Genomic DNA, 21854 nt, shown 5'->3' with positions numbered 1-21854 from the left:
GCGGACGCCACCCTCACCGGCCGCAGCCGACGCAGATTCCGTCCTCGATCCGGTCTTCGGCCCGCTCCAGGCGGGTGCGCGCGTCGATCCGTCGTTCCAGCCGCGCATCGGCCCCGCCCGGATGCGGCATCACCCGGCCGACCGCGCTGGTGTTGGGTGCCGTGACGGTTGAGCGCGGCCCGCCTCCGGTGCCGGTCTCGTCGGGCAGGTCGCGGGACTGCGCGGCCCCGGACGCGGCGAGCGCGCCCGCCAGCACCGTCCCGGCGAGCCATCGACGGGTGAACGCGCGCGATGCGGGCATGACCGGCTCCTGTCGCGTTGGGCATCCGGGGTCCGGCGGCCCCGGACGGGCCGCACACGCCTCTCAACGCGGCAGGTCAGGCGCCGTTGCACCGGGTTGTTCGCGCCTCAGGCGCGCGGCCGGCGGACCGGGGCCTCGTCGCGGTGATCGGGATGGTGACCGAACACGCCGACGGCGACCAGGACGGCGACGAGCCCCAGGGCGATCAGGAAAACCTGCATATCAACTCCTTCGCGCAGGACGGCTCGCGACCGAACCCCGCACGCTCCCTAACAAGATCCGCGCCACCTTCTGCCGGGTGGCCATAGCTCCCGCCCCATGACGAAGGGACGACAGACGTCGCACTCTGCCTGCAACCCTGCCGCGATGCCAGGGGGGCTCGCGTCGCACGAGATTCGTTCAGGATTCTCGATCGGACGATCGGCCGGGTCCGGTCGCCGCGCCGGGAACGCCGCGCGGGTCCTGCCGTTGCCCCGGTCCGACGCACCCGACAGACCGGACCCCTCCATGCCGCTCCGCACCCCCCTCCTCGCCGCCGCCCTCGTCGCAGGGCTGGCGGGCTCCGCCGCCGCCCAGGGCATCGACAACGGCGCCGGCACGGCCAAGCCCTCGACCGGCAATACCGGCTCGGGCATGTCGAGCCAGCCGCCGGGCACCGGCATCGGCGGCAACAACCCGGGCAGCATGGGCTCGACCGGCGCGCAGGGGTCGAGCGGCGGCAACATGGGCCCCGGTCCCACGGTGACGCGCGAGGGCCCGACCGGCAGCGGCGCGCCCGGCACCGGCCCGGGCTCGCAGAAGAACGGCACCGCGCGCTGACGGTCCACGCGCCCGGCGCATTTGTCAGCGCCCGCGCGGCCCCCTACGAGACGCAACAGCGACCTCGTAGGGGACCACCCATGCGCATCACCGCCATCCGCGACATCGTCGCGCCGATCAAGTCGGACATCGCCAACGCCTGGATCGACTTCTCGACCATGACGGCGAGCGTGGTCGCGGTGGTGACCGACGCGGTGGTCGACGGCCGCCCGGTCGTCGGCTTCGGCTTCAACTCGAACGGCCGCTACGCCCCGCAGGGTCTCCTGCGCGAGCGCTTCATCCCGCGCCTGCTCGCGGCCGCGCCCGAGGAGCTCCAGGACGAGGACGGGGTCCTCGACCCGCACCGGGCCTGGGCGGCGATGATGAAGAACGAGAAGCCCGGCGGCCACGGCGAGCGCTCGGTGGCGGTGGGCGTGCTCGACATGGCCTTGTGGGATGCGCTCGCCAAGGCCAAGGGCGTGCCGCTCTGGCGGCTGCTCGCCGACCGCTACCGCGGCGGCGAGGCCGATCCGACCGCCTGGGTCTACGCCGCGGGCGGCTACTACTATCCGGGCAAGGGCCTCGACGCGCTTCAGGACGAGATGCGCTCCTACCTCGACCGCGGCTACAGTACGGTGAAGATGAAGGTCGGGCTGGTGCCGCTCGCGGAGGACGTCGCCCGGATCGAGGCGGTGCTCGCGGTGCTGGGCGGCGACGGCTCGCGCCTCTGCGTCGACGTCAACGGCCGCTTCACCCTCGAGGAGGCGATCCGCTTCGGCCGCGCGGTCGCGCCCTACGGCCTGCGCTGGTACGAGGAGCCGGTCGATCCCCTCGACTACCTCGCCCACGCGGCGCTCGCCACGACCTATGACGGGCCGCTCGCCACCGGCGAGAACCTGTTTTCGCACCAGGACGCCCGCAACCTGATCCGCCACGGCGGCCTGCGTCCCGACCGCGACATCCTGCAATTCGATCCCGCCCTGTCCTACGGCCTCGTCGAGTACCTGCGCACCCTCGACGTGCTGCGCGCCCACGGCTGGTCGCCGCGCCGCTGCGTGCCGCATGGCGGGCACCAGTTCGCCCTCAACATCGCGGTGGGCCTCGGGCTCGGCGGCAACGAGAGCTACCCGGACGTCTTCGCGCCCTTCGGGGGCTTCGCCGACGCGGTGCCGGTCGAGGACAGCCGGGTCGCGATGCCGGACGTGCCCGGCATCGGCTTCGAGGCGAAGAACGCGCTCTACGCGGTGATGCGGCCGCTGGAGCGGGCGTGACGCCGGGTGGGTCCGGGCGCGCGAGGACGATCGCCGCCCGGCCCGCCCGCCTGGCTGACCTGCCGGCGCTCCTGGCACTGTTTGCCGCGTCCGAGGTCAGCGCCGCCGCGCCCGCGGAATCGGCCGGACGCCTGTGGCGGGAAAGCCTAACGCATCCCGGCGTCGCGATCTTCGTCTCCGACGCGGACACCGGCGGAGGTCTCGCGGCGACCTGCATGTTCGTCAGCGCACCGAATCTCCTGCGCGGCGGACGCGCCCACGGCTTCCTGGAGAACGTCGTGACCCACCCCGCGCATCGCGGGCGCGGGCACGACCGGGCCGTTGTCCGGGCAGCCCTCGCCGAGGCCTGGGCGCGGGGCTGCCACCACGTCCTGATGCAGAGCGGGCGCGCCGACCCGCGGGTCCACGCGTTCTACGAGGGGGTCGGCTTCGTGCCGGGCCGCCGGACGGCCTACGTGGCGATGCGCCCGGACGACCCGGCCTCCTGATCGCGCGCCTGCTACGACACCGCCCCGGCGAACTTCTCCAGGTGGCCCCAGGCCTCGGCCCCGTACTTCCCCTTCCACTCGGCGTAGAACCCGGCAGCCCGCAGCCGGTCCTGGAAGGGCGCGGGCGGAGCGTCGTTGATCGCGAAACCCGCCTTGCCGAGTGCCGCGCGCATGGTGTCGCCCTGGCTCGCGATGTCGCGGCGCTGGTCGAGGGCGGCGGCGTCGAAGTGGCGGGCCAGCACCACCTTCACGTCGCCGGGCAGGCGCGACCAGGTCCGCTGGCCGGACATCAGCCAGAACCCGTCCCAGATGTGGTTGGTGAAGGAGAGGTACTTCTGCACCTCGGCGAGCTTGAAGCTCGTGATGATGGCGAGCGGGTTCTCCTGCCCGTCCACCACCTTGGTCTGGAGCGCCGAGTAGGCCTCCGAGAAGTTCAGCGCCACCGGCGCGGCGCCGAGCGCCCGGAACGCCGAGGTGAACAGCGCGCTGTTCGGCACCCGGAGCTTCAGGCCGTCGAAATCGGCCGGGCTCGCGATCGGCCGGGTGCTGGTCGTTGTCTGGCGGAAGCCGTTGTCCCACATCCGCTCGAACGGCACGAGGCTGGCCTTGGCGATCTCGCCCCGGATGTAGGCGCCGAGTTCGCCGTCGAGGGCCGGCCAGACCTTGTCGTAGCCGCTCCACGCGAAGGCGACATTGATGAGCGAGGCGCGGGGCACCAGCGTCGCGAGGTTGGAGGAGGATTGCGCGAACATCTCCAGCGCGCCGGAACGCAGCTGGCTCAGCATGTCGGCATCCGAGCCGAGCTGCCCGTTGGGGAAGATCGCGACCTCGACGGCGCCGCTCGTCTCCTTGGCGACCTTCTCGGCCGCCTCGCGCAGGCGGATCGTCGCCGGATGGGCGTCGGGCGTGACGACCCCGCATTTGAGCCGCAAGCCTCCGCCCTGCGCCCGAACGTGGGGTGCCGCGACGACCGTGGCGGCGGCGCCCGCCATGAGGCTGCGGCGCGTGAGATGAAGCATGGGGGTCGGCCTCCCGGGTGTCCGGCTGCCCCGGCGCGGGTGCGCCGGAGGGCCGGATCTCGTCTGCCGCCCTGGTTACGCCGAGTCGGCGCGGGCTGCCACCGCCCTCACCGCCCCCCGAGCGCCCGGGCCGGCGCCGTCGCGAGGTCCACCGCGCCCTCCGCGGTGTCGCCGAGGCCCTGGCCGAGGGAGCGCAGGTGCTCGCCGTAGGTCTCGCGGCTCTGGGCGTCCACCACCGCGACCGGGGCCGAGACCGCGAGGCCCGCGGCGGTGCCGACCGTGGCGGCGGCGCCCGCGGTGATCTGGACGATGCGGTCGGAGAGGCCGACGCGGGAATCGGTGATCGTCTGCCCCTGCGCCAGGCGGTTGCCGAGGAGCGCCACGAGCTGCGGGCTGCCGGCGAACTTGCCGTGGTTGAGGGCATCGCTGCCCTTCATCGCGGTGAGGTTGAGGACCGCGATGTTCTCGCGGGCGAGCTCGGTGCGGTAGGGCTCGGCCGTCGGGTCGATGGCCCCGAGCCGCGCGCCGGCCCCGCCCCAGACCAGGCGCGAGACCGCGAGCGCGTTGTCGTCCTGCGACACGAACAGGCTCAGGCGCGGCCGGCCCGGGCCCATGTCGCGGAACGCCTCGCGGGCGAGATCGACGTCGACATCGGGGGCGGCCAGCACCACGTCGCGGATCTTCGGGGCCACCCGCCCGTCGCGGATCGCCATCTGTCGCAGGGATTCGAGCACCAGCCAGTTGCCCATCGAGTGGGCCAGCACCGTGACCTCGCCGACCTCCGGGTTCTGGGCGAGGCGGCGCAGCACGCCCTCGAGCGCGTTGCGGGAATAGTTGGTGCTCTCCCGGTCGTAGCCGTAGGCGAGCACGCTGCCGCGGGACGGCCAGGTGAACAGCACCGGCACCACGTCGGCCCGGGTGTCGTGCACGATCTGGGCGAAGCGGTAGACCGCGTCCTCGAAGCGGTTGTTGAAGCCGTGGACGAACACCAGCACGTTGCGCTTGCCCGTGCGGGCCGCGTTGCGGCGCAGGCGCGCCGCCGCCTCGGGCCGGTCCAGGGTCTCGGCCTTGAGGGTCACGAAATCGGTGGCGGGGTTGCCGGGCAGTTCCTTGGGCCACTGCACGGTGCCGGGGGTGCGCACCGCGTCCGGCGGGATCGAGACGGTGATGTCGGCGTAGGACAGCTCCGGCCCGCGGTCGCCGGAATACATCTCGCCCGGGTTGGCGGCGGTCTTGCGGGTGGTGGCGACCAGCATGTCGACGGTCGAGGCGCCCGGCACCGTGGCGGCGACCGGCGCCAGTACGCCCTTCGGCGCGCCCGCGCAGGCGCCGAGCCCGGCCGCGAGGACGAGCAGGCCGGCCACGACCCGGCCCCGCACGAGAACCCCCATCACCACGACCCGCTCCCCCGCCCGCCGGAACCCCCGGCCGATTCGCTCGTGCCCGATTCTCGCGGGCGCTTCTTAAGGATGAGCCAATTCCGTGCGGCGCCAATGCGGCACCGGGCGCAACCGGCCGATTGTGTCCCACCCGTTGCCGCCAGGGCACGGTACAGGCGGGATGCGCAGCGGCCGGCCGGGCTCGGGTCCCGGACCGCTTATCCGAAGCGCCGCGATGTGCTCTAGAGCCGGCGACGGCTCCCCGGCGCTTCCCGCGAGGACGGGCCCTCCCCGCATCGGTCCATGGTCGCCCCCCTCCCCCTCTCGATCTTCCTCATCGCCCGCAACGAGGCCGACCGCCTCGGCGCCACCCTGGCGGCGGTGCGCGACCTGACCGACGACCTGATCGTGGTCGATTCGGGCTCGACCGACGGCACGCAGGCGCTGGCCGCCTCCTACGGCGCCCGGGTGATCGCCCGCGACTGGCCCGGCTACGGGCCGCAGAAGCGCTTCGCCGAGGAGCAGTGCCGCCACGTCTGGATGCTGAACCTCGACGCCGACGAGGTGGTGCCGCCCGAACTCGGCGCCGAGATCCGCCGGCTCTTCGCCGCGGGCGAGCCGCCGCATCCGGCCTACGCGGTCGGCATCGCCGAGGTGTTTCCCGGCGAGGTCAGGCCACACCGCTTCGCCTACACGCTGTGGCCGGTGCGGCTCTACCGCCGGGATCGCGGCCGCTACTCGCCCTCGCCGGTGCACGACCGGGTCGACCTCGAGGCGGGCGTCACGACCGGGCGGCTGCGCGGGGTGATCCACCACTTCTCGGTCCGCTCGCTCGGCGACCAGCTCGCCAAGCTCAACCGCTATTCCGACCAGCAGGCCGACGACCTCGAGGCCCGCGGCGTGCGCCTGCCGACCTGGCGGCTCTTCGTCGAATTGCCGGGCAACTTCCTCAAGGCCTATCTCGGCCGACGCCACTGCCTGCGCGGCGCCTACGGCTTCCTGCTGGCGATGAACTACGCGATCTCGCGCCACCTGCGGGTCGCCAAGCACTACGAGCGCCGGATCGTCGCCCGCGCCCGGGACAGGCGCGCCGGCTGACCGCGAACGGGCTCACGGCCCGCAGCGCAGGGCCACCACCGCCCCGGCGACGCGGCCCGCGATCGCCCCGGCGGTGAGCGGCTTTGCCTCGCTCGCGGGCGAGGCCGGGGCCTCCGCGCCGAGCAGCGCCTTCAGCGCCGCCGCCCCGACGAGCGGATGGGTGAGCGGCGGCACGATGCCGGCGACGAGGCGCGGCTGGGCCGGCAGGCGGGCGACGAGGCCGAGGAGGCGTCCCGCCCGGTCGAGGACCGGCGCGCCGGCCGCCCCCGGCTGGAGCGGGGCGAGCACGCCGCCGGCCGCGATCTCTCCGGTCGTCACGGTCGGTCCCTCCGCCCCCGCGGCGACCACGACCACGGCCTCCTCGGGCCTCGGCGGCGCGGCCGCGAGGGCGAGGGCGGCGCCCGCCGGAGCTTGTCCTTCGAGGAGCACGAGGCCGGCGGCCTCGTCGCGCCGCAGGATCCGGGCCGGCTCGCCGGCGATCCGCGGCGCCGAACAGGCGGCCGGCAGCACCGCGACGACCCGGCGGGGGCCGACGACGATCCCGGTGGCGGCGACAGGCCCGGCTACGGGTGCGGCTAGGCCGGCCGGTGCCGGCCCCTTGGCGCCAGGATCCGGCGCCGTGGCGGCCATCGGGCGCGGCGGGGGCGGCGCGGACTCGCCCGGAAACGGCACGAAGCTGTTGGCGATGGCGATCACCAGCCGGTCCATCTCCCGGGCCGAGCCCTTGTCGTACGAGAGGGTGAAGCCGCGCAGGCCGGCGGCCCCGGCGGCGGTGCGGATGTAGAACTTGCCCGTCGGCGTCTCGCCGGTGACCACGGTGAAGTCCGGGCGCTTGAGGCTGTAGGTCACCTTGCGCTCGGGCGTCGCCGCGGCGGCCTGGGCGTGGAGGGTGTCGAGGTCGGCCTCGCCGGGAGCGTAGGCCCGGGTGTCGAGGGTGACGCGCCCGTCCGGGCTCTGCCAGCGGGTGCCGCCGGCGATGCGGCTGCGCTTCGACAGCAGCCGCTCCGGTATCCCGAGGACGAGGCCGGTCGCGGGATCGGCCGCGACGGTGAAGCGCGCCGCCTTGCGGGCGGCCTCCCCGGCCGCCAGCAGGGCTCCGCGGCCAGCCTCGTCCAAGACGCCGGTCGCAGAGGCAGCGCCGCCCCGGGACTGCCAGGCCCCGATCGCCTCGTAGGTGCGCCGGCCGAAGGTGCCGGTGACGACGCTGTTGTAGCTGCCGGCCCAGACCAGGGCGTCCTGCACCGCCCGCCGCTCGGCCTCGGGCCGGGCCTCGAAGGCGGCGCGGGCCGCCTCGAAGGCCGGATCGGGCGCCGTCGGCCCGGCGGGACGCGGCGCAGGGGCCTTGGCGGCGGGCGCACCCGCGGCGGGTACAGTCGCGGCGGGCGCGCCGCCCGGTAGCGGCGCCTGCGCGTGGGCGATGGAGATCCCGCCGGCGAGGAGCGGCAGCAGACCGGCGGCGAGCAGGCGGGCGGGGCGCGGCATCGGGCTCTCCGGAAGATCGATGCCCGACCTTGGCAGAGGCGGCGCCGGACTTCCAGGGTCCCGCCGGCGTCGCGGACCGGCCGGCAGGCTCGAGAAAAGCAAAGCGTGGTCGGCGCAAGATCTCGCGCCACCGCGAAAGCCCGCGAATTCCATCCGAACCGGCGCGAGGTCGGATTGCACCGCGGCCGCACGCTGCACTAGGCTCCGGCCGGGCGAGGAAATGGGGACAGGCCGGTCATGACGATCATCACCCGGGTCGGGCACGTCGCCGGCTTCCTGGCGGGTCTCTCGGCCACGGTCCTGGCGTTCGGTCCGGCCGCGGCCCAGCAGCCGGCGGGCCCGGCCCCCCGCCGCGCCGCCCTGGTCCAGTCGGCGCCCAAGAGCCAGGTCCCCAAGAGCTACGTCCGCCCCGCCCTCGCCAGCGACGCGGTTCGCCTCGAAGCCCGGCTGCAGGGCGAGGGCGGAGCGGGGGCCAAGACCGCGGCGCAGTGGCGCCGCGAGGCGGAGACCGCGCGCACCAAGGACGACCTCGACGGGGCGCTCGTCGCCTTCCGCCGCGCCGCCGTGGCCGAGCCGGCCGACTGGCGCAACTGGTACGCCCTCGCGGAGGCCGCCAACGGCGCCGAGAACGACGATTACGAGACCAACCAGACGCTGAAGACCGAGGCCCGGGCCGGCGCCTACCTGGCCTACCAGCGCGCGACCTCGCCGGCCGACGAGGCCAGGGCGCTCGCTCTGCTCGGCGCCGCCCAGGCCAAGCAGGAGAGCTGGCGTCCGGCGCTCGAGGCCTATGCGGCGAGCCTGGCGCTCGCCCGCGACGCGGAGACCGCCAAGACCTACGAGGCCCTGCGCGACGCCCACGGCTTCCGGGTGCTCGACTACAAGGTCGATTCCGACGCCGCCGCGCCGCGGGCCTGCTTCACCTTCTCGGAGGCCCTCGACCCGAAGACCGAGATCGCCCCCTTCGTCGCCGTGTCGGGAACCGGCGACGCCGCCGTGACGGCGCAGGGGCAGCAAGTCTGCGTCGACGGCTTGCGCCACGGCGAGCGCTACGGGGTGGTGCTGCGCCAGGGCCTGCCGTCGAGCGTCGGCGAGAGCCTGCGCAAGGCCGCCGATTACGACCTCTACGTCCGCGACCGCAGCCCGCAGGCCCGCTTCACCGGGCGCAACTACGTGCTGCCCCGCACCGGCCAGGCCGGGGTGCCACTCATCTCGGTCAACGCGCCGAAGCTCGACGTCGAGGTGGTGCGGATAGGCGACCGCGGCCTCCTGCCGGCGCTTCGCACCGACGAATTTTTATCGCAGCTCTCGGGCAGCGGCCTGCGCACCATCGCCCGCGAGCGTGGCCAGCGGGTCTGGAAGGGCACGCTCGACACCGCGCCCGCGGAGGTGAACCGCGAGGCGGTGACCGCCTTCCCGGTCCTGCAGGCGGTCGGCAGGATCGAGCCCGGCCTCTACGTGATGTCGGCGCGCCCGAGCGGCACCGCGGCGCTCGCCGACGAGGAGGGCGGCTACGAGACCGAGGCGACGCAGTGGTTCGTGGTCTCGGATCTCGGCCTCACCGCCTTCAAGGGCCCGGACGGGATCCATGTGCTCGCCCGCTCGCTGGCCTCGGCCGGGGTGCTGAAGGGGGCCGAGATCCGCCTCGTCGCCCGCAACAACGAGGTGCTGGCGACCCGCGCGACCGACGCGCAAGGCCATGCCGCCTTCGATCCGGGGCTGTCCCGCGGCGAGGGCGGGGCCAGTCCGAGCCTCGTCGTGGCGCGGCTCGGCGAGGATTACGGCTTCCTCGATCTGTCGCTGAGCGCCTTCGACCTCGCCGATCGCGGCGTGAAGGGCCGGCCGGCGCCGGGCGCGGCCGAGGCCTACCTCTACCCCGAGCGCGGGGTCTACCGCTCCGGCGAGACGGTGCAGCTCACCGCGCTCTTGCGCGACGCCAAGGGCGCGGCGATCCCGGCCCTGCCGCTCACCCTGGTGGCCAAGCGCCCGGACGGGGTCGAGTACCGCCGGGTCCAGGCGGCGGATGGCGGCCTGGGCGGCCGCGCGGTCTCGTTGCCGCTGCTCCCCGGGGCGCAGGCCGGCACCTGGCGGGTCGCGGCCTATACCGACCCGAAGGCGGCGCCGGTCGGCGAGGCGAGCTTCCTGGTCGAGGATTACGTGCCCGAGCGCCTCGACGTGACGCTCACCCCCGCCGAGGCGGCGCTGCGCCCGGGCGAGCCCGCGACGGTGGCGGTGAGCGCGCGCTACCTCTACGGCGCGCCCGGGGCCGGCCTCTCCGTCACCGGCGCGGTCGCGGTACAGCCGGCCGCCCGCACCGGCATCAAGGGCTTCGAGGATTTCTCGACCGGCCTCGACGACGAGCGCATCGAGCCGGTGACGGCGGAGCTCGACGCGCCCGTCGCCACCGACCCGCAGGGGCGCGCCACCGTGCGGGCGCCGGTGCCGGCAATCGGCGGGCCGCGGCCGTTCGAGGCCAAGGTATCGCTCCAGGTCGGCGAGCCCGGCGGCCGGGCGGTGCAGCGCAGCGTGACCCTGCCGATCCTGCCGGCGGGCCCGGTGCTCGGCATCAGGAAGACCTTCGGCGCCTTGCGGGAGGGCGCGAGCGCGACCTTCGAGGTCGCCGCCGCCCGGCCCGACGGGACCCGGCTCCAGGCCGAGGCGACCTGGACCCTGCTGCGGGTCGAGCGGCGCTACCAATGGTACCGGGCCGACGGGCGCTGGGCCTACGAGCCGGTGAAGACCACCACCAAGGTCGCCAGCGGCCGCGCGGCCCTGGAGAGCGGCACGCCGGCAAAGCTCGCGATGCCGGTCGATCTCGGCACCTACCGGCTGGAGGTGCGGGCGCCCGGATTCGAGGCTGCAAGCCTGTCGTTCGGCGTCGGCTGGAGCGGGGGCGAGAGCGCCGACGCGCCCGACCTCCTCGACCTCACCCTCGACAGCGAGTCCTACGCCTCCGGCACCACCCTGAAGGCGCAGCTGCGGCCGCGCTTTGCCGGCACCGCCACCGTCGCGGTGGTGAGCGACAAGGTGCAGGAGATCCGCACCCTCGACCTGCCGGCCACCGGCGCCACCGTCGAGATTCCGGTGAAGCCCGAATGGGGCGCGGGCGCCTACCTCGTCGCCACCGCCTACCGGCCCCTCGACCAGGCGGCCAAGCGCCTGCCCGGCCGGGCGATGGGACTGGCCTGGTTCGGGATCGACCGGGACGCCCGCACCCTCGGGGTGGCCCTCGAAGCGCCCGAGAAGGTGCGGCCCCGGGGCGAGCTGCGCCTGCCGATCCGGCTCACCGGACTGAAAGCCGGCGAGGAGGCCCGGGTGGTCGTGGCGGCGGTCGATGTCGGCATCCTCAACCTCACCCGCTACGCGACCCCCGACCCGTTCGGGTTCTTCTTCGGCCAGAAGGCGCTCTCGGCCGAGATCCGCGACCTCTACGGCTACCTGATCGACGGGATGCAGGGCACGCTCGGCGCGATCCGCTCCGGCGGCGATGCCGGCGGCGCCGAGCTCGACGGCGCGCCGCCCGCCCAGGCGCCGCTCGCCCGCTACTCGGGCGTCGTCACGGTCGGCCCGGACGGGCGGGCCGAGGTGAGCTTCCCCCTGCCGGCCTTCAACGGCACCGCCCGGGTGATGGCGACGGCCTGGAGCGCCGCGCGCGTCGGCGCGGCCTCCGCCGACGTGGTGATCCGCGATCCCGTGGTGGCGAGCGGCACCCTGCCGCGCTTCCTCGCCGTCGGCGACCGCTCGCGCCTCCACGTCGCCCTCGACAACGTCGAGGGGGCGGCGGGCGACTACGCGGTCGACGTCGACCTCGCCGGCCCGGCCATCGCGCCGGCAGGCGCGCTGACCCGCTCCCTGCCCCTCGCGGCGGGCGGGCGCACCAGCGTCGAGATCCCGCTCACCGCCGCCGGGCCGGGCCTCGCCCGGGTCGACCTGCGGCTGACCGGACCGGGGCTGACCGAACCCGCCGGCCAGAGCTTCACCCTCGCGATCCAGCCCGGGACCGGGACGCTGCTGCGCCGGGAGGTCCGCACCCTGGAGCCCGGCGCCAGCCTGACCCTCTCGGGCGACCTCCTCGCCGAGGTGATCCCCGGCACCGGCGCGGTGACGCTCGCCGCCTCGCCCCTGTCGGGCATCGACGTACCGGCCCTGCTCCTGGCCCTCGACCGCTACCCCTACGGCTGCACCGAGCAGGTGGTGAGCCGGGCCCTGCCGCTCCTCTCGGTCAACCGCCTGGCGGCGCTCTCGCAACTCGGCCTCGACGGCACCGCCGACGAGCGGGTGCGGAGCGCGATCGACCGGGTGCTGTCGCGCCAGGATGCGAGCGGCGCCTTCGGGCTGTGGTCGGCGGGGAATGCCGAGGACCTCTGGCTCACCGCCTACGCCACCGACTTCCTGACCCGGGCGAAGGAGAAGGGTTTCGCGGTGCCGCCGCCGGCGCTGATCCTCGCGCTCGACCGGCTGCGCAACACGGTGGCGAACGCCAACGACGTCACCGAGGGCGGCCTCGATCTCGCCTACGCGGCCTACGTGCTCGCCCGCAACGGCCGCCCGGTGATGGGGGACCTGCGCTACCTCGCCGACACCAAGCTCGCCGCCTTCTCGACCCCGCTCGCCCGCGGCCAGATCGCCGCGGCGCTGGCGCTGCTCGGCGACCGGACCCGGGCCCGCACCGCCTTCGAGGCCGCTGTGGCGGCGCTCAAGGCCGAGCGCGATGCCGGCACCTACCGGGCCGATTACGGCTCGCGCCTGCGCGACGGCGCCGGGCTGATCGCGCTCGCCGCCGAGACCGGCATCGCCCGCGACGCGATCGGGCCGCTCGGCACCGTGGTCGGCGAGGAGCGGACTTCCGGCCGGGCGACCAGCACCCAGGAACAGGCCTGGATGGTGCTGGCAGCCGCCGAGCTCGCCAAGGACACGGCGACGGACGCGAAGGAGACACCCGCCCTCGCCCTCGACGGCGCGCCGGTGGCGGGCGCGCTCTACCGCACCTTCCCGGGGGCGGCGCTGGACACCAGGCCCGTGACGGTGACGAACCGCGGCAGCACCCCGGTTCCGATCAGCCTCGGCATTTCCGGCAATCCGGCGGTACCGGAGCCCGCTGCCGCCAAGGGCTACACGGTCGAGCGCAGCTACCACCGCCTCGACGGCAGCCCGGCCGACCTCGCCCAGCTGCGCCAGAACGACCGGCTGGTGGTGGTGCTGAAGGTGACCGAGGCCAAGGCCAGCGCCGGGCGCCTCCTCCTCGTCGACCGCCTGCCGGCGGGCCTCGAGATCGACAACCCGAAGCTCCTCGACGCCGACGCCACCGCCGGCCTCGCCTGGGCGAAATCCGACGTGAAGCCCACCCACACCGAGTTCCGCGACGACCGCTTCGTCGCGGCCTACGACCGCGACCCGAGCCAGTCCGCGTTCTTCAGCGTCGCCTACACGGTGCGGGCGGTGACGCCGGGCCGCTACGTCCACCCGGCGGCGACGATCGAGGACATGTACCGGCCCGAGCGCTACGGCCGCACGGCCTTCGGGACGCTGGAGGTCGGCGCGGCGCGGTAGGCCGGCGGGCGTGTCCGGGATGGAGCGCGGTTCTCATTCCTCCCAAGGTGGCAGACCTGCCGCGGCGGGGCGGAGGCCGGAGCGGCGAGAGATGCCCCGGATGCGGGAGCGACGCCGGTTCCGGCGTCGCTCCGCGATCCCCTGTCGAGCGATGGCGGCCCGTCCGATGGGCGATGAAGAAGCCGATGCTTGCCATCGGGCAAGCGCCCCCACCAGATCCTGCCGACGCTCTCCCGACGCTGCCGCGATACGCCTGATCGGGCATCGAAAGACGAAGAGACGGGAAAAATAGGCAATCCCCTTCGGGATAATCAGGCAAAATCCCTTCCTAACCCCGAGAAAGCGATGGTACCTGGCCGACAGGATGCCAAGATCCTGTCATCGCAAAGCAACATCGCCCGCAAATACGCCGGGATTGTTCTCACGACCGGCTGTCGCGACGCCATGCGGCGTGCATATCCTGCTCCCGTCGCCGCCACGGCTGCCACGATGCAGAGAGAGAGAGGGACCACGCACCGCCCCGCGGATGCGCGCCCCTTCGCGATGCCTGAGATCGATTTCGACCATACCAATAAAACGGGGAGCGCACTGCCATGCCGACCTTCAACAATACAGTGTACGGCGCCGGTTTCGTCGGCTCGGACGACGGCGCCCCGTCGGCGGGCTTCGGCATCGACGACGTCTCGACGTCGAGCATCACGGTGACCGGCACGGTCAACAAGGTCGGCGACACGGTCCAGGCCACGGGCATCTTCCCGGCCGAGACGGCCTCCACGACGAAGACGCTGTACGCGACGCAGTACGACTCGTCGAACATGATCCAGTTCACGAACGATCCGGCCAACCCGACCACCCGCTACGTCCTGTCGAACACCACGCTCGCGCCGCGCCAGCGCGTCACCTTCGACGGCAACAACACCCCGACCGACTACGCGCCGGTCTGCTTCACCACCGGCACGCTGATCCGCACGGATCGCGGCGAGGTCGCGGTCGAGGATTTGCAGGTCGGCGATCGGGCAGTGACCGCCTCCGGCGCCCTGCGACCGGTGATCTGGATCGGGCACCGCACCCTCGACGGCGCGGGCGGGAGCCTGCCCCACGACCAGCAGCCCGTCCGCATCCGCGCCGGCGCCTTCGGCGGCGGGCTGCCCACCCGCGACCTCTCGCTCTCGCCCGGCCACCCGGTGCTGGTCGGTGCCGACGCGAACGGCGCGGGCGGTCACCTCGTCCCGGTGATGTGCCTGATCAACGGCACCACCATCGCGCGCGAGCCGGCCGCTTCCGTGACCTACTGGCACGTCGAGCTCGACGCCCACGACATCCTGCTCGCCGAGGGCCTGGCGGCCGAGAGCTACCTCGACTGGGGCGACCGGCCGTTCTTCACGGAAGGCTCCGACCACGCCCTGCACAATCCCGACTTCGTCGTGCCGGGGCTCTCCGCCCGCTGCCGTCCGGTCGCGGTCGATGGGCCGGTGGTCGAGGCCGAGCGGGCGCGGCTCTCGGGGGTGTTCGCCCACAGCCTCGGCGAGGCTTGTGCCTGGGACGAGGCCGAGCGCTTCGCCTGGATCGCCGCCTGACGGCTGTCGGGACGAAGCCGGTCGCTCGCGGCCCGGCCCCGTCCGCCGGAATTGGAGGTCCCGGCGCGCTTGGACGCGCCGGGTCTCATTCCCTATCGCTACGCGGCTGTCTTCTCGCCGATCCAGACCACGTGCCGGCCGCCGCTGCCGGCCGAGCGGACCTTGTGCTCCTCGACCGTGAAGCCGCCGCGCTGGAGCCGGGACTTGAACTTGCGGTCGGGGCGCTCCGACCAGACTCCGAGGAGGCCACCCGGCTTGAGGGCCCGGTGCGCCCGGCCGAGGCCGGCGACGTCGTAGAGGCGGTCGTTGGTCTGCTGCACCAGCCCCTCGGGACCGTTGTCCACGTCGAGCAGGATGGCGTCGTAGGCGCCCGGTCCGCGATCGATCACGTGGTGGACGTCGGTCTCCCGCAGGGTGACGCGGGGATCGTCGAGGCTGCCGGCGAAGAGATGCGCGAGCGGGCCCCGCGCCCAGGCGACGACGGCGGGGACCAGCTCGGCGACGACGACCTCCGCGTCCGGAGCCAGTTCGTCCAGCGCCGCCCGCAGGGTGAAGCCCATGCCGAGCCCCCCGATCAGCACCCGGGGACGCCGGCACTCGCGCAGGCGCCCGCAGGCCAGGGAGGCGAGCGCCCGCTCCGAGCCGCTGCGGCGGCTGTTCATCAGCTCGATCGAATCGACCACGATCGCGAACTCGTCGCCGCGCCGCATCAGGCGCAGCGATGCGGTCTCGCCGGGGATCGGGCTGGTGTCGAGGTGAACCCAGGGAATCAAGGTCGGACTCCATCGGGACCGCGCAGGGGGGCGATCGGGCGGCGGTAAAGGCGGGGAAACGTGGAGAAGAACCGCGCGGGCAGCCGCGCCGGATCGTCGGCTCACGGCCGCCAACGCAGTGCGGGCGGAGCAGCGGGACCGGGCCGGCTATCGCACGGCGCGCCCCGCCCCGTCGAGCGGCGGGTTCCTCCCGCATTCTGTCCCGCGAAGGTGTGTCCTCGGCCGCGGTTCCGTGCCATAAACCGCGAGATGAGCGAGAACGAATTCTATCCCTTCACCATCGAGGTGGCCCCGCTGACCAGCCCGAAAGGAAAGTTCGGCTGGGCGATCCGCAAGCACGGCAAGCTGCTGGAGCGGTCCGACCGCCCGCACGACAGCGAGGAGCGGGCCTATGCCAGCGCCACCGCCGCCGTGGAGCGCGCCTTCCGGCCGGCCGATCCGCGCCGCCGCTGAGGCCGCGCGCACGCTCGCCGCGCGAGGAGGGCGAGCCGCGCGGCCGGACCCGCCGCTCGCGAGACAAAGAGTTTCACCTTGTCAATGATCATGACATCGGTCATGATCAACCTGACGATACGTGTCCGGGTTTTCTTGGATCTCATCGCCCCGACGACGGGGCGCCTGCTCCGAAACATCCTTCCGACGTGATCGCGAAATCTGTCCAGCGGCACCGATCGCGGGCAGAGCGCCCCCGGGCGGGTCCGCATTTCCGCCACCGGAGGACCCACCGTGGCCAAGATGTTCATCACCGGCTCCGCCCAGAGCCCCTCGACCGAGGAGTTCAAGGCGCGGATCGCGCGGCTCTCGGCGATGCCGGCCCACACCGCCTCGCCGGCCAATGCCCGCAAGAACCGCCCCGCCAAGCCCGGCTTCGGCAAGTCGTTCCCCCAGGACACGGCCGACGCGCAGGAGCCGTCCGAGACGGACGACACCTCGGAGGCCTCCGCCGAGGGCGAGGGCGCGGAGAACGCCGAGAAGGACGCCGACTAGATCCTGCGCGCGGGCGCGTCCGTCACGGCTCCGCCCGCCGCACCAGGTCGAGGAAAGCCCTGAGCGGCGCCGGCACCTGCCGGCGCCCCGGATAGTAGAGGTGGAAGCCCGGAAAGGGCGGACACCACGCTTCCAGGAGTTGCACCAGGCGGCCGGCTGCGAGGTCGGCGGCGACCTCGGCCTCGAAGACGAACCCGTTGCCGATCCCGTCGAGGGCAGCGAGCCGGATGAGGTCTTGGCTCCCGAGGATCAGCGGTCCGTCGAGGTCGAGCACCGGCACGACGCCGTCGCGCTCCAGCTCCCACGCGAACAGGCCGCCGCCGGGAAAACGCTGGCGCAGGCAGGCATGGCCGGCGAGGTCCTCCGGCTCCCGCGGCGTGCCGCGTGCCGCCAGGTAGGCCGGCGCCGCGACGACGGCGAAGCGCTGCGGCCCGCCGAGCGGCACCGCCACCATGTCGAGGGCCAGGCACTCGCCGAACCGCACCCCGGCATCGAACCCCTCCCCGACGATGTCGCTGAGCGCGTCGTCGCTCGCCATCTCGACCCGGACATCCGGATGCGCCGCGAGAAAGCGAGCGAGCAGCGGCCGCAGCACCAGCCGGCAGGCGCTGTGCGGCGCGTTGAGCCGCAGGGTCCCGGCGGGCCGCCCGGCCGACGCGGAGGCCGCCGCAACCGCCTGCGCGATCTCGTCGAGGGCGGGACCGAGCCGCGCCAGCAGGGCGGCGCCGGCCTCGGTCGGGGCGAGGCTGCGGGTGGTCCGGTTGAGGAGGCGCACGCCCATCCGCTCCTCCAGGCCCCGCAGGGCGTGGCTCAGGGCCGAGGGCGACAGGCCGAGCGCGGCCGCCGCACGCCGGAAGCTGCGGTGATGGGCCACCGCCGCGAAGGCCGCGAGGTCGGAGAGGTCGGCGCGGACCATTGGTGAGCCTGGCTCATCGGCTCATGCGGAGCGGCGCAGCTTATCCGCCGGGTGCCGGAACGCCAGATCGGGGCGGTCCGACAGGAGGATCCATTCATGCTGCGACGTTCCCTCGGCCGCTCCGGCCTCACCGTCTCCGCCCCCGGCCTCGGGTGCATGGGCTTCTCGGAATTCTACGGCCCGACCGACGCGGCGGCGGCGCCGGACGCCCTCGCGGCCGCCCTCGACCTCGGCTACGATTTCCTCGACACCGCCGACATGTACGGCCACGGCCGCAACGAGACCCTGATCGGCGGCGTGCTGCGGGGCCGCCGCGACCGGGTGGTCGTCGCGACGAAGTTCGGCATCGTGCGCGAGCCGGGCTCGGGCGCGCGACGGATCGACAACAGCCCGGCCTACCTCACGGCGGCCTGCAAGGGATCCCTGCGCCGCCTCGGCGTCGAGATCATCGACCTCTACTACTGCCACCGCCGCGACCCGGCGGTGCCGGTGGCCGAGATGATCGGCACCATGGCGCGCCTCGTCGAGGCCGGAAAGGTGCGGGCGCTCGGCCTGTCGGAGGTCTCGCCCGAGACCCTGCGGGCCGCCCACGCGGTCCACCCGATCGCCGCGGTGCAGACCGAATACTCGCTGTGGAGCCGGGAGCCGGAATGCGGCCTGATCGAGACCTGCCGGGAGCTCGGTGTCGCGCTCGTCGCCTATTCGCCGCTCGGCCGCGGCTTCCTGACGGGCCAAGTCGACGTCGCGGCGCTCGCGCCGGACGATTTCCGCCGCAGCAACCCGCGCTTCCAGGGCGAGGCGCTCGACCGCAACCGCCTCCTCGCCGAGGCGCTGTGCGCCTTCGCCGGCGCGCACGGCGCCACGGCCGGCCAGGTCGCGCTCGCCTGGCTGATGGCCCGGGCCCCGCACGTCATCCCGATCCCCGGCACGCGCCGGCCCGAGCGCCTGGCCGAGAACGCCGGCGCGGCCGACCTGACGCTGACCCCGGCCGACATCGCGGCGCTCGACGCCCTGTTCGCGCCCGGTGCAGCGGCCGGGGCGCGCTACCCCGAGGGCGGGATGGCGGGCATCGAGAGCGCGGCCGGATAGGCAGGTCCGGCGCCTCACTTCACAGCGAGGGCGAGGTTGCCGATCTCGTCGAGATAGGCGCGGATGTGGTCGGCGTTCTGGCCGTAGTCGCGGTCGCCGAAGCGGGTCGAGGAGCGCGCGTCGATGCGGGTGCCGTCGGCCCGCGGATGCAGCCGCACCGTCACGTCGTAGGGCAGGCCGAGCAGGCGCGAGCGCACCACCGCCTCGATGCGGCCGTTCCCCACCCGGCCGCCGGGCCGGTAGGATTCCACCACCTGCCACTTGCGGTTCTGCGCCGCCTTGAGGGCGAGCGCGAAGGCCTCGTCGGGGCCGAGATCGAGGGTCAGGGGGGCGATCTGCGGGTAGGCCTCGCGCTGGAGCGCACGGGCGGCGGGGCTCGAATCCCGCGGCAGGCGCCAGTTCCGGGCCTCCCAGGCGGCGCGCGAACGCGAGAAGGCCGGAGGATTCTCGATGTCGGTCGAGACATCGGTGAGCGGGGGCAGCATCACGCCGCGCGCGGTCATGTAGGCCGGATAGGCCAGGACCAGGGCGGCGAGCAGCAGCCCGCCCACCGCGGTGCGCAGGCCCTGCGCGCCCTCGCGCCAGATCCGCACGAAGGCCGCCAGCGCGAGCAGGACCGCGAGCGCCGCGAGCCCGACCCCGGAGACCAGCACCGTCATCGCCGCGTCGGTCTCGGCCCGCGGGTCGCGCACCAGCACGAGGGCGATGGCGACTACCGCGAGGGAGAACCAGGCGAGGCGCAGCGACCACGGCGCCGCCCGGGTGACGGGCTCCTCGAGGATCAGGCGGCGCATGTCGGATAGCGGAGGGAGCGGGGGGGCTGGCGGCGCATGATCCGGCGGGTCTCGGCCGCGCCGGGGCGGGCGGCATCGCTGAGGCCCGGTTTATCGCTCCCCGGCCGCCCGCGCTACCGGGCGCCCGGCGGCTGGCCGGCGAAACGGGCGGGAGCGCACAGCCCCGTCCGCGGAAGCGTGCGCGCATGCAGCCCTCCCCCGCTCCGGCGCCGTTTCCCAAACCGCCGACTTGTTCTAGACGGCTTCAGGTTCCCCATCCTCCCCCGAACCCAGGTCCGCCCATGTCCGCCGCCCTTCGCCCCGTCCCGCGCCCCGGTGTCCTCGCGATCGAGGCCTATGTCCCGGGCAAGAGCGCGGCGCCGGCCGGCGTGAAGCTCCACAAGCTGTCCTCGAACGAGAACCCGATGGGCCCGAGCCCGGCGGCGATCGCGGCGATGCAGGAGACGGCCGGGCACCTGGAGCTCTATCCCGACGGCTCGGCGACCAAGCTGCGCCAGGCCATCGCCCAGAAATACGGCCTCGATCCGGAGCGCATCGTCTGCGGCGCCGGCTCGGACGAGCTGCTGTCTCTCCTGACCTACGCCTATATGGGCCCGGGCGACGAGGGCGTTTATTCGCAGTACGGCTTCCTGGTGTACCGCATCGCCATCCTGGCGGCGGGCGGCACGCCGGTGGTGGTGCCCGAGCGCGACCATACGGCCGACGTCGACGCGATCCTGGCGGCGGTGACCGACAAGACCCGCATCGTCTACCTCGCCAACCCCAACAACCCGACCGGCACCTACCTGCCGTTCGACGAAGTGCGCCGCCTCCATGCCGGCCTGCCGAAGTCGGTGCTGCTGGTGCTCGACGCGGCCTATGCCGAGTACGTCCGGCGCAACGACTACGCGGCCGGCCTGGAGCTGGTCTCCGAATCCGAGAACGTCGTGATGACCCGCACCTTCTCGAAGGCGTACGGGCTCGCCGCGCTCCGCATCGGCTGGATGGTGGCGCCCGCCGCCATCGTCGACGCGGTCAACCGCATCCGCGGCCCGTTCAACCTCGGCGCCGCGGCGATCACCGCCGGCGCCGCCGCGATGGCCGACGACGCTCACATCGCCGCCGCGGTCGCCCACAACGACGCCTGGCTGCCGAAGGTGACGCAGGCGCTGGAAGGCCTCGGCCTGACCGTGACGCCAAGCGTCGGCAACTTCGTGCTGATCCACTTCCCCGAGGAGGCCGGCCGCACCGCGGCCGACGCCGACGCCTACCTCACCGCCCGCGGGATGATCCTGCGCCGGGTGGCGGCCTACGGCCTGCCGAACGCGCTGCGCCTGACGATCGGCGCCGCCGAATCCAACGAGGCCCTGGTGGCGGCCCTCACCGCCTTCATGAAGGGCGAGCCGCGTGGCTGAGCCGTTCCGGCGCCTGGCGCTCGTCGGCCTCGGGCTGATCGGCTCCTCGCTCGCCCGGGGCGCCCGGGCGGGCGGGCTCGCCCGCGAGATCGTCGCGGTCGACCGCGACGAGGGCGTGATCGACCGCGTGCGGGCGCTCGGCCTCGCCGACACCGTGACGACCGACCTCGCCGCCGGGGTGGCGGGGGCCGACCTCGTGATCCTGTGCGTGCCGGTCGGCGCCATCGGGGCGGTGGCCGCCGAGATCGCCGGGGCGCTCGCGCCCGGCGCGATCCTGTCCGACGTCGGCTCGGTCAAGGCCGCGGTGGTGGCGGCCGCCACCCCGCATCTGCCCGAGGGCGTGAGCTTCGTGCCCGCCCACCCGGTCGCCGGCACCGAGCATTCGGGGCCGGATGCGGGCTTCGCCGCCCTGTTCCACGGCCGCTGGTGCATCCTCACCCCGCCGGAGGGCACGGACCCGGCGGCGGTGGCGCGAGTGCGCGGCTTCTGGGAGGGGCTGGGTTCGGTCGTCGAGACGATGACGCCGGCCCATCACGACCTGGTGCTGGCGATCACCAGCCACGTCCCGCACCTCATCGCCTACAACATCGTCGGTACCGCCGCCGACCTCGAGACCGTGACCCAGTCCGAGGTGATCAAGTTCTCGGCCGGCGGCTTTCGCGACTTCACCCGCATCGCCGCCTCCGACCCGACGATGTGGCGCGACATCTTCCTCACCAACAAGGAGGCGGTGCTGGAGATGCTGGGACGCTTCAACGAGGACCTGTCGGCGCTCGCCCGCGCCATCCGCTGGGACGACGGCGAGGCGCTGCACGCCCTGTTCACCCGCACCCGCGCCATCCGCCGCGGCATCGTCGCCATGGGCCAGGAGACCGCCGAGCCGGATTTCGGCCGCCGCGGCGGTGGACCCAAGGCGGCGGAATAGAGACGGCGGAACC

At 74.0% G+C, this 21854-nt stretch carries 18 protein-coding genes; 11 read left to right on the top strand and 7 right to left on the bottom strand.

What is annotated here, in order from left to right; translation table 11 throughout:
- Nucleotides 1-13: 13 nt before the first annotated feature.
- Nucleotides 14-301, bottom strand: a complete 288-nt coding sequence (locus tag HPY23_RS05290; RefSeq protein WP_091887821.1) for a hypothetical protein — start codon at nt 299-301, stop codon at nt 14-16.
- A gap of 507 nt (nt 302-808) precedes the next feature.
- On the opposite strand from HPY23_RS05290, the gene HPY23_RS05285 reads away from it, so the two are divergent.
- From HPY23_RS05285 to HPY23_RS05275, 3 genes are all read left to right on the top strand, one after another.
- On the top strand, nt 809-1120 hold the full coding sequence (locus HPY23_RS05285; protein WP_060849969.1) for a hypothetical protein: 312 nt from the start codon (nt 809-811) through the stop codon (nt 1118-1120).
- A gap of 80 nt (nt 1121-1200) precedes the next feature.
- Complete coding sequence (locus tag HPY23_RS05280; protein ID WP_091887824.1) at nt 1201-2370, top strand: mandelate racemase/muconate lactonizing enzyme family protein; 1170 nt, start codon at nt 1201-1203, stop codon at nt 2368-2370.
- On the top strand, nt 2367-2858 hold the full coding sequence (locus HPY23_RS05275; RefSeq protein ID WP_244537612.1) for a GNAT family N-acetyltransferase: 492 nt from the start codon (nt 2367-2369) through the stop codon (nt 2856-2858). Before HPY23_RS05280 ends, HPY23_RS05275 begins: the two co-directional genes overlap by 4 nt.
- A gap of 11 nt (nt 2859-2869) precedes the next feature.
- Here the strand turns inward: HPY23_RS05275 and HPY23_RS05270 are convergent, their stop codons facing one another.
- Both HPY23_RS05270 and HPY23_RS05265 read right to left on the bottom strand, forming a co-directional pair.
- Nucleotides 2870-3877: a TRAP transporter substrate-binding protein gene (locus HPY23_RS05270; protein ID WP_091887826.1), complete on the bottom strand. Its 1008-nt coding sequence runs from the start codon at nt 3875-3877 to the stop codon at nt 2870-2872.
- A gap of 107 nt (nt 3878-3984) precedes the next feature.
- The gene (locus HPY23_RS05265; protein WP_091887828.1) at nt 3985-5268 is read right to left on the bottom strand and encodes an alpha/beta hydrolase; all 1284 of its coding nucleotides are present in this window, start codon (nt 5266-5268) and stop codon (nt 3985-3987) included.
- Between the two features lie 291 nt (nt 5269-5559).
- Between HPY23_RS05265 and HPY23_RS05260 the strand changes: the two genes are divergently transcribed.
- Entirely contained in the window at nt 5560-6354 is a 795-nt protein-coding gene (locus HPY23_RS05260) for a glycosyltransferase family 2 protein (RefSeq protein ID WP_091887830.1), read from the top strand.
- Nucleotides 6355-6366: 12 nt separating this feature from the next.
- Here the strand turns inward: HPY23_RS05260 and HPY23_RS05255 are convergent, their stop codons facing one another.
- Complete coding sequence (locus tag HPY23_RS05255; RefSeq protein WP_091887832.1) at nt 6367-7836, bottom strand: peptidoglycan-binding domain-containing protein; 1470 nt, start codon at nt 7834-7836, stop codon at nt 6367-6369.
- Between the two features lie 237 nt (nt 7837-8073).
- Here HPY23_RS05255 and HPY23_RS05250 point away from each other — a divergent pair, with 237 nt between their 5' ends.
- Both HPY23_RS05250 and HPY23_RS05245 read left to right on the top strand, forming a co-directional pair.
- Complete coding sequence (locus tag HPY23_RS05250) at nt 8074-13386, top strand: alpha-2-macroglobulin family protein (protein ID WP_091887834.1); 5313 nt, start codon at nt 8074-8076, stop codon at nt 13384-13386.
- Between the two features lie 593 nt (nt 13387-13979).
- Nucleotides 13980-14963: a Hint domain-containing protein gene (locus tag HPY23_RS05245; RefSeq protein ID WP_091887836.1), complete on the top strand. Its 984-nt coding sequence runs from the start codon at nt 13980-13982 to the stop codon at nt 14961-14963.
- Nucleotides 14964-15061: 98 nt separating this feature from the next.
- Here HPY23_RS05245 and HPY23_RS05240 read toward each other — a convergent pair whose 3' ends face one another.
- Nucleotides 15062-15736 (bottom strand): spermidine synthase, encoded by a 675-nt coding sequence (locus HPY23_RS05240; protein ID WP_060849961.1) that lies wholly within the window; start codon nt 15734-15736, stop codon nt 15062-15064.
- Nucleotides 15737-15985: 249 nt separating this feature from the next.
- Here HPY23_RS05240 and HPY23_RS05235 point away from each other — a divergent pair, with 249 nt between their 5' ends.
- Both HPY23_RS05235 and HPY23_RS05230 read left to right on the top strand, forming a co-directional pair.
- Nucleotides 15986-16189 (top strand): hypothetical protein, encoded by a 204-nt coding sequence (locus tag HPY23_RS05235; protein WP_048426219.1) that lies wholly within the window; start codon nt 15986-15988, stop codon nt 16187-16189.
- Between the two features lie 273 nt (nt 16190-16462).
- Complete coding sequence (locus tag HPY23_RS05230) at nt 16463-16723, top strand: hypothetical protein (protein ID WP_091887838.1); 261 nt, start codon at nt 16463-16465, stop codon at nt 16721-16723.
- Between the two features lie 22 nt (nt 16724-16745).
- Here the strand turns inward: HPY23_RS05230 and HPY23_RS05225 are convergent, their stop codons facing one another.
- Nucleotides 16746-17639 (bottom strand): LysR family transcriptional regulator, encoded by an 894-nt coding sequence (locus HPY23_RS05225; RefSeq protein ID WP_060849959.1) that lies wholly within the window; start codon nt 17637-17639, stop codon nt 16746-16748.
- A 96-nt stretch (nt 17640-17735) separates the two neighbouring features.
- On the opposite strand from HPY23_RS05225, the gene HPY23_RS05220 reads away from it, so the two are divergent.
- The gene (locus HPY23_RS05220; RefSeq protein ID WP_091887840.1) at nt 17736-18728 is read left to right on the top strand and encodes an aldo/keto reductase; all 993 of its coding nucleotides are present in this window, start codon (nt 17736-17738) and stop codon (nt 18726-18728) included.
- A gap of 14 nt (nt 18729-18742) precedes the next feature.
- Here the strand turns inward: HPY23_RS05220 and HPY23_RS05215 are convergent, their stop codons facing one another.
- The gene (locus HPY23_RS05215) at nt 18743-19522 is read right to left on the bottom strand and encodes a DUF1499 domain-containing protein (RefSeq protein WP_091887842.1); all 780 of its coding nucleotides are present in this window, start codon (nt 19520-19522) and stop codon (nt 18743-18745) included.
- A gap of 281 nt (nt 19523-19803) precedes the next feature.
- Between HPY23_RS05215 and hisC the strand changes: the two genes are divergently transcribed.
- Nucleotides 19804-20916 (top strand): histidinol-phosphate transaminase, encoded by a 1113-nt coding sequence (hisC, locus tag HPY23_RS05210; protein WP_091887844.1) that lies wholly within the window; start codon nt 19804-19806, stop codon nt 20914-20916.
- Nucleotides 20909-21841 carry a prephenate/arogenate dehydrogenase family protein gene (locus tag HPY23_RS05205; RefSeq protein WP_060849955.1) on the top strand — a complete coding sequence of 311 codons (933 nt, stop codon included), beginning with the start codon at nt 20909-20911 and terminating at the stop codon, nt 21839-21841. Before hisC ends, HPY23_RS05205 begins: the two co-directional genes overlap by 8 nt.
- Nucleotides 21842-21854: the final 13 nt, after the last annotated feature.

It is taken from the genome of Methylobacterium ajmalii (assembly GCF_016613415.1).
GTDB lineage: Bacteria > Pseudomonadota > Alphaproteobacteria > Rhizobiales > Beijerinckiaceae > Methylobacterium > Methylobacterium ajmalii.
Note: the sequence above shows the minus strand (reverse complement) of the source record. Positions and strands in the feature narration are given on the sequence as shown.

Excerpts from the sequence above, each read along its gene's own strand:
- HPY23_RS05290 (WP_091887821.1), bottom strand. The coding sequence starts at position 301 with ATGCCCGCATCGCGCGCGTTCACCCGTCGATGGCTCGCCGGGACGGTG.
- HPY23_RS05285 (WP_060849969.1), top strand. The coding sequence starts at position 809 with ATGCCGCTCCGCACCCCCCTCCTCGCCGCCGCCCTCGTCGCAGGGCTG.
- HPY23_RS05280 (WP_091887824.1), top strand. The coding sequence starts at position 1,201 with ATGCGCATCACCGCCATCCGCGACATCGTCGCGCCGATCAAGTCGGAC.
- HPY23_RS05270 (WP_091887826.1), bottom strand. The coding sequence starts at position 3,877 with ATGCTTCATCTCACGCGCCGCAGCCTCATGGCGGGCGCCGCCGCCACG.
- HPY23_RS05265 (WP_091887828.1), bottom strand. The coding sequence starts at position 5,268 with ATGGGGGTTCTCGTGCGGGGCCGGGTCGTGGCCGGCCTGCTCGTCCTC.
- HPY23_RS05260 (WP_091887830.1), top strand. The coding sequence starts at position 5,560 with ATGGTCGCCCCCCTCCCCCTCTCGATCTTCCTCATCGCCCGCAACGAG.
- HPY23_RS05255 (WP_091887832.1), bottom strand. The coding sequence starts at position 7,836 with ATGCCGCGCCCCGCCCGCCTGCTCGCCGCCGGTCTGCTGCCGCTCCTC.
- HPY23_RS05250 (WP_091887834.1), top strand. The coding sequence starts at position 8,074 with ATGACGATCATCACCCGGGTCGGGCACGTCGCCGGCTTCCTGGCGGGT.
- HPY23_RS05245 (WP_091887836.1), top strand. The coding sequence starts at position 13,980 with ATGCCGACCTTCAACAATACAGTGTACGGCGCCGGTTTCGTCGGCTCG.
- HPY23_RS05235 (WP_048426219.1), top strand. The coding sequence starts at position 15,986 with ATGAGCGAGAACGAATTCTATCCCTTCACCATCGAGGTGGCCCCGCTG.
- HPY23_RS05225 (WP_060849959.1), bottom strand. The coding sequence starts at position 17,639 with ATGGTCCGCGCCGACCTCTCCGACCTCGCGGCCTTCGCGGCGGTGGCC.
- HPY23_RS05220 (WP_091887840.1), top strand. The coding sequence starts at position 17,736 with ATGCTGCGACGTTCCCTCGGCCGCTCCGGCCTCACCGTCTCCGCCCCC.
- HPY23_RS05215 (WP_091887842.1), bottom strand. The coding sequence starts at position 19,522 with ATGCGCCGCCTGATCCTCGAGGAGCCCGTCACCCGGGCGGCGCCGTGG.
- hisC (WP_091887844.1), top strand. The coding sequence starts at position 19,804 with ATGTCCGCCGCCCTTCGCCCCGTCCCGCGCCCCGGTGTCCTCGCGATC.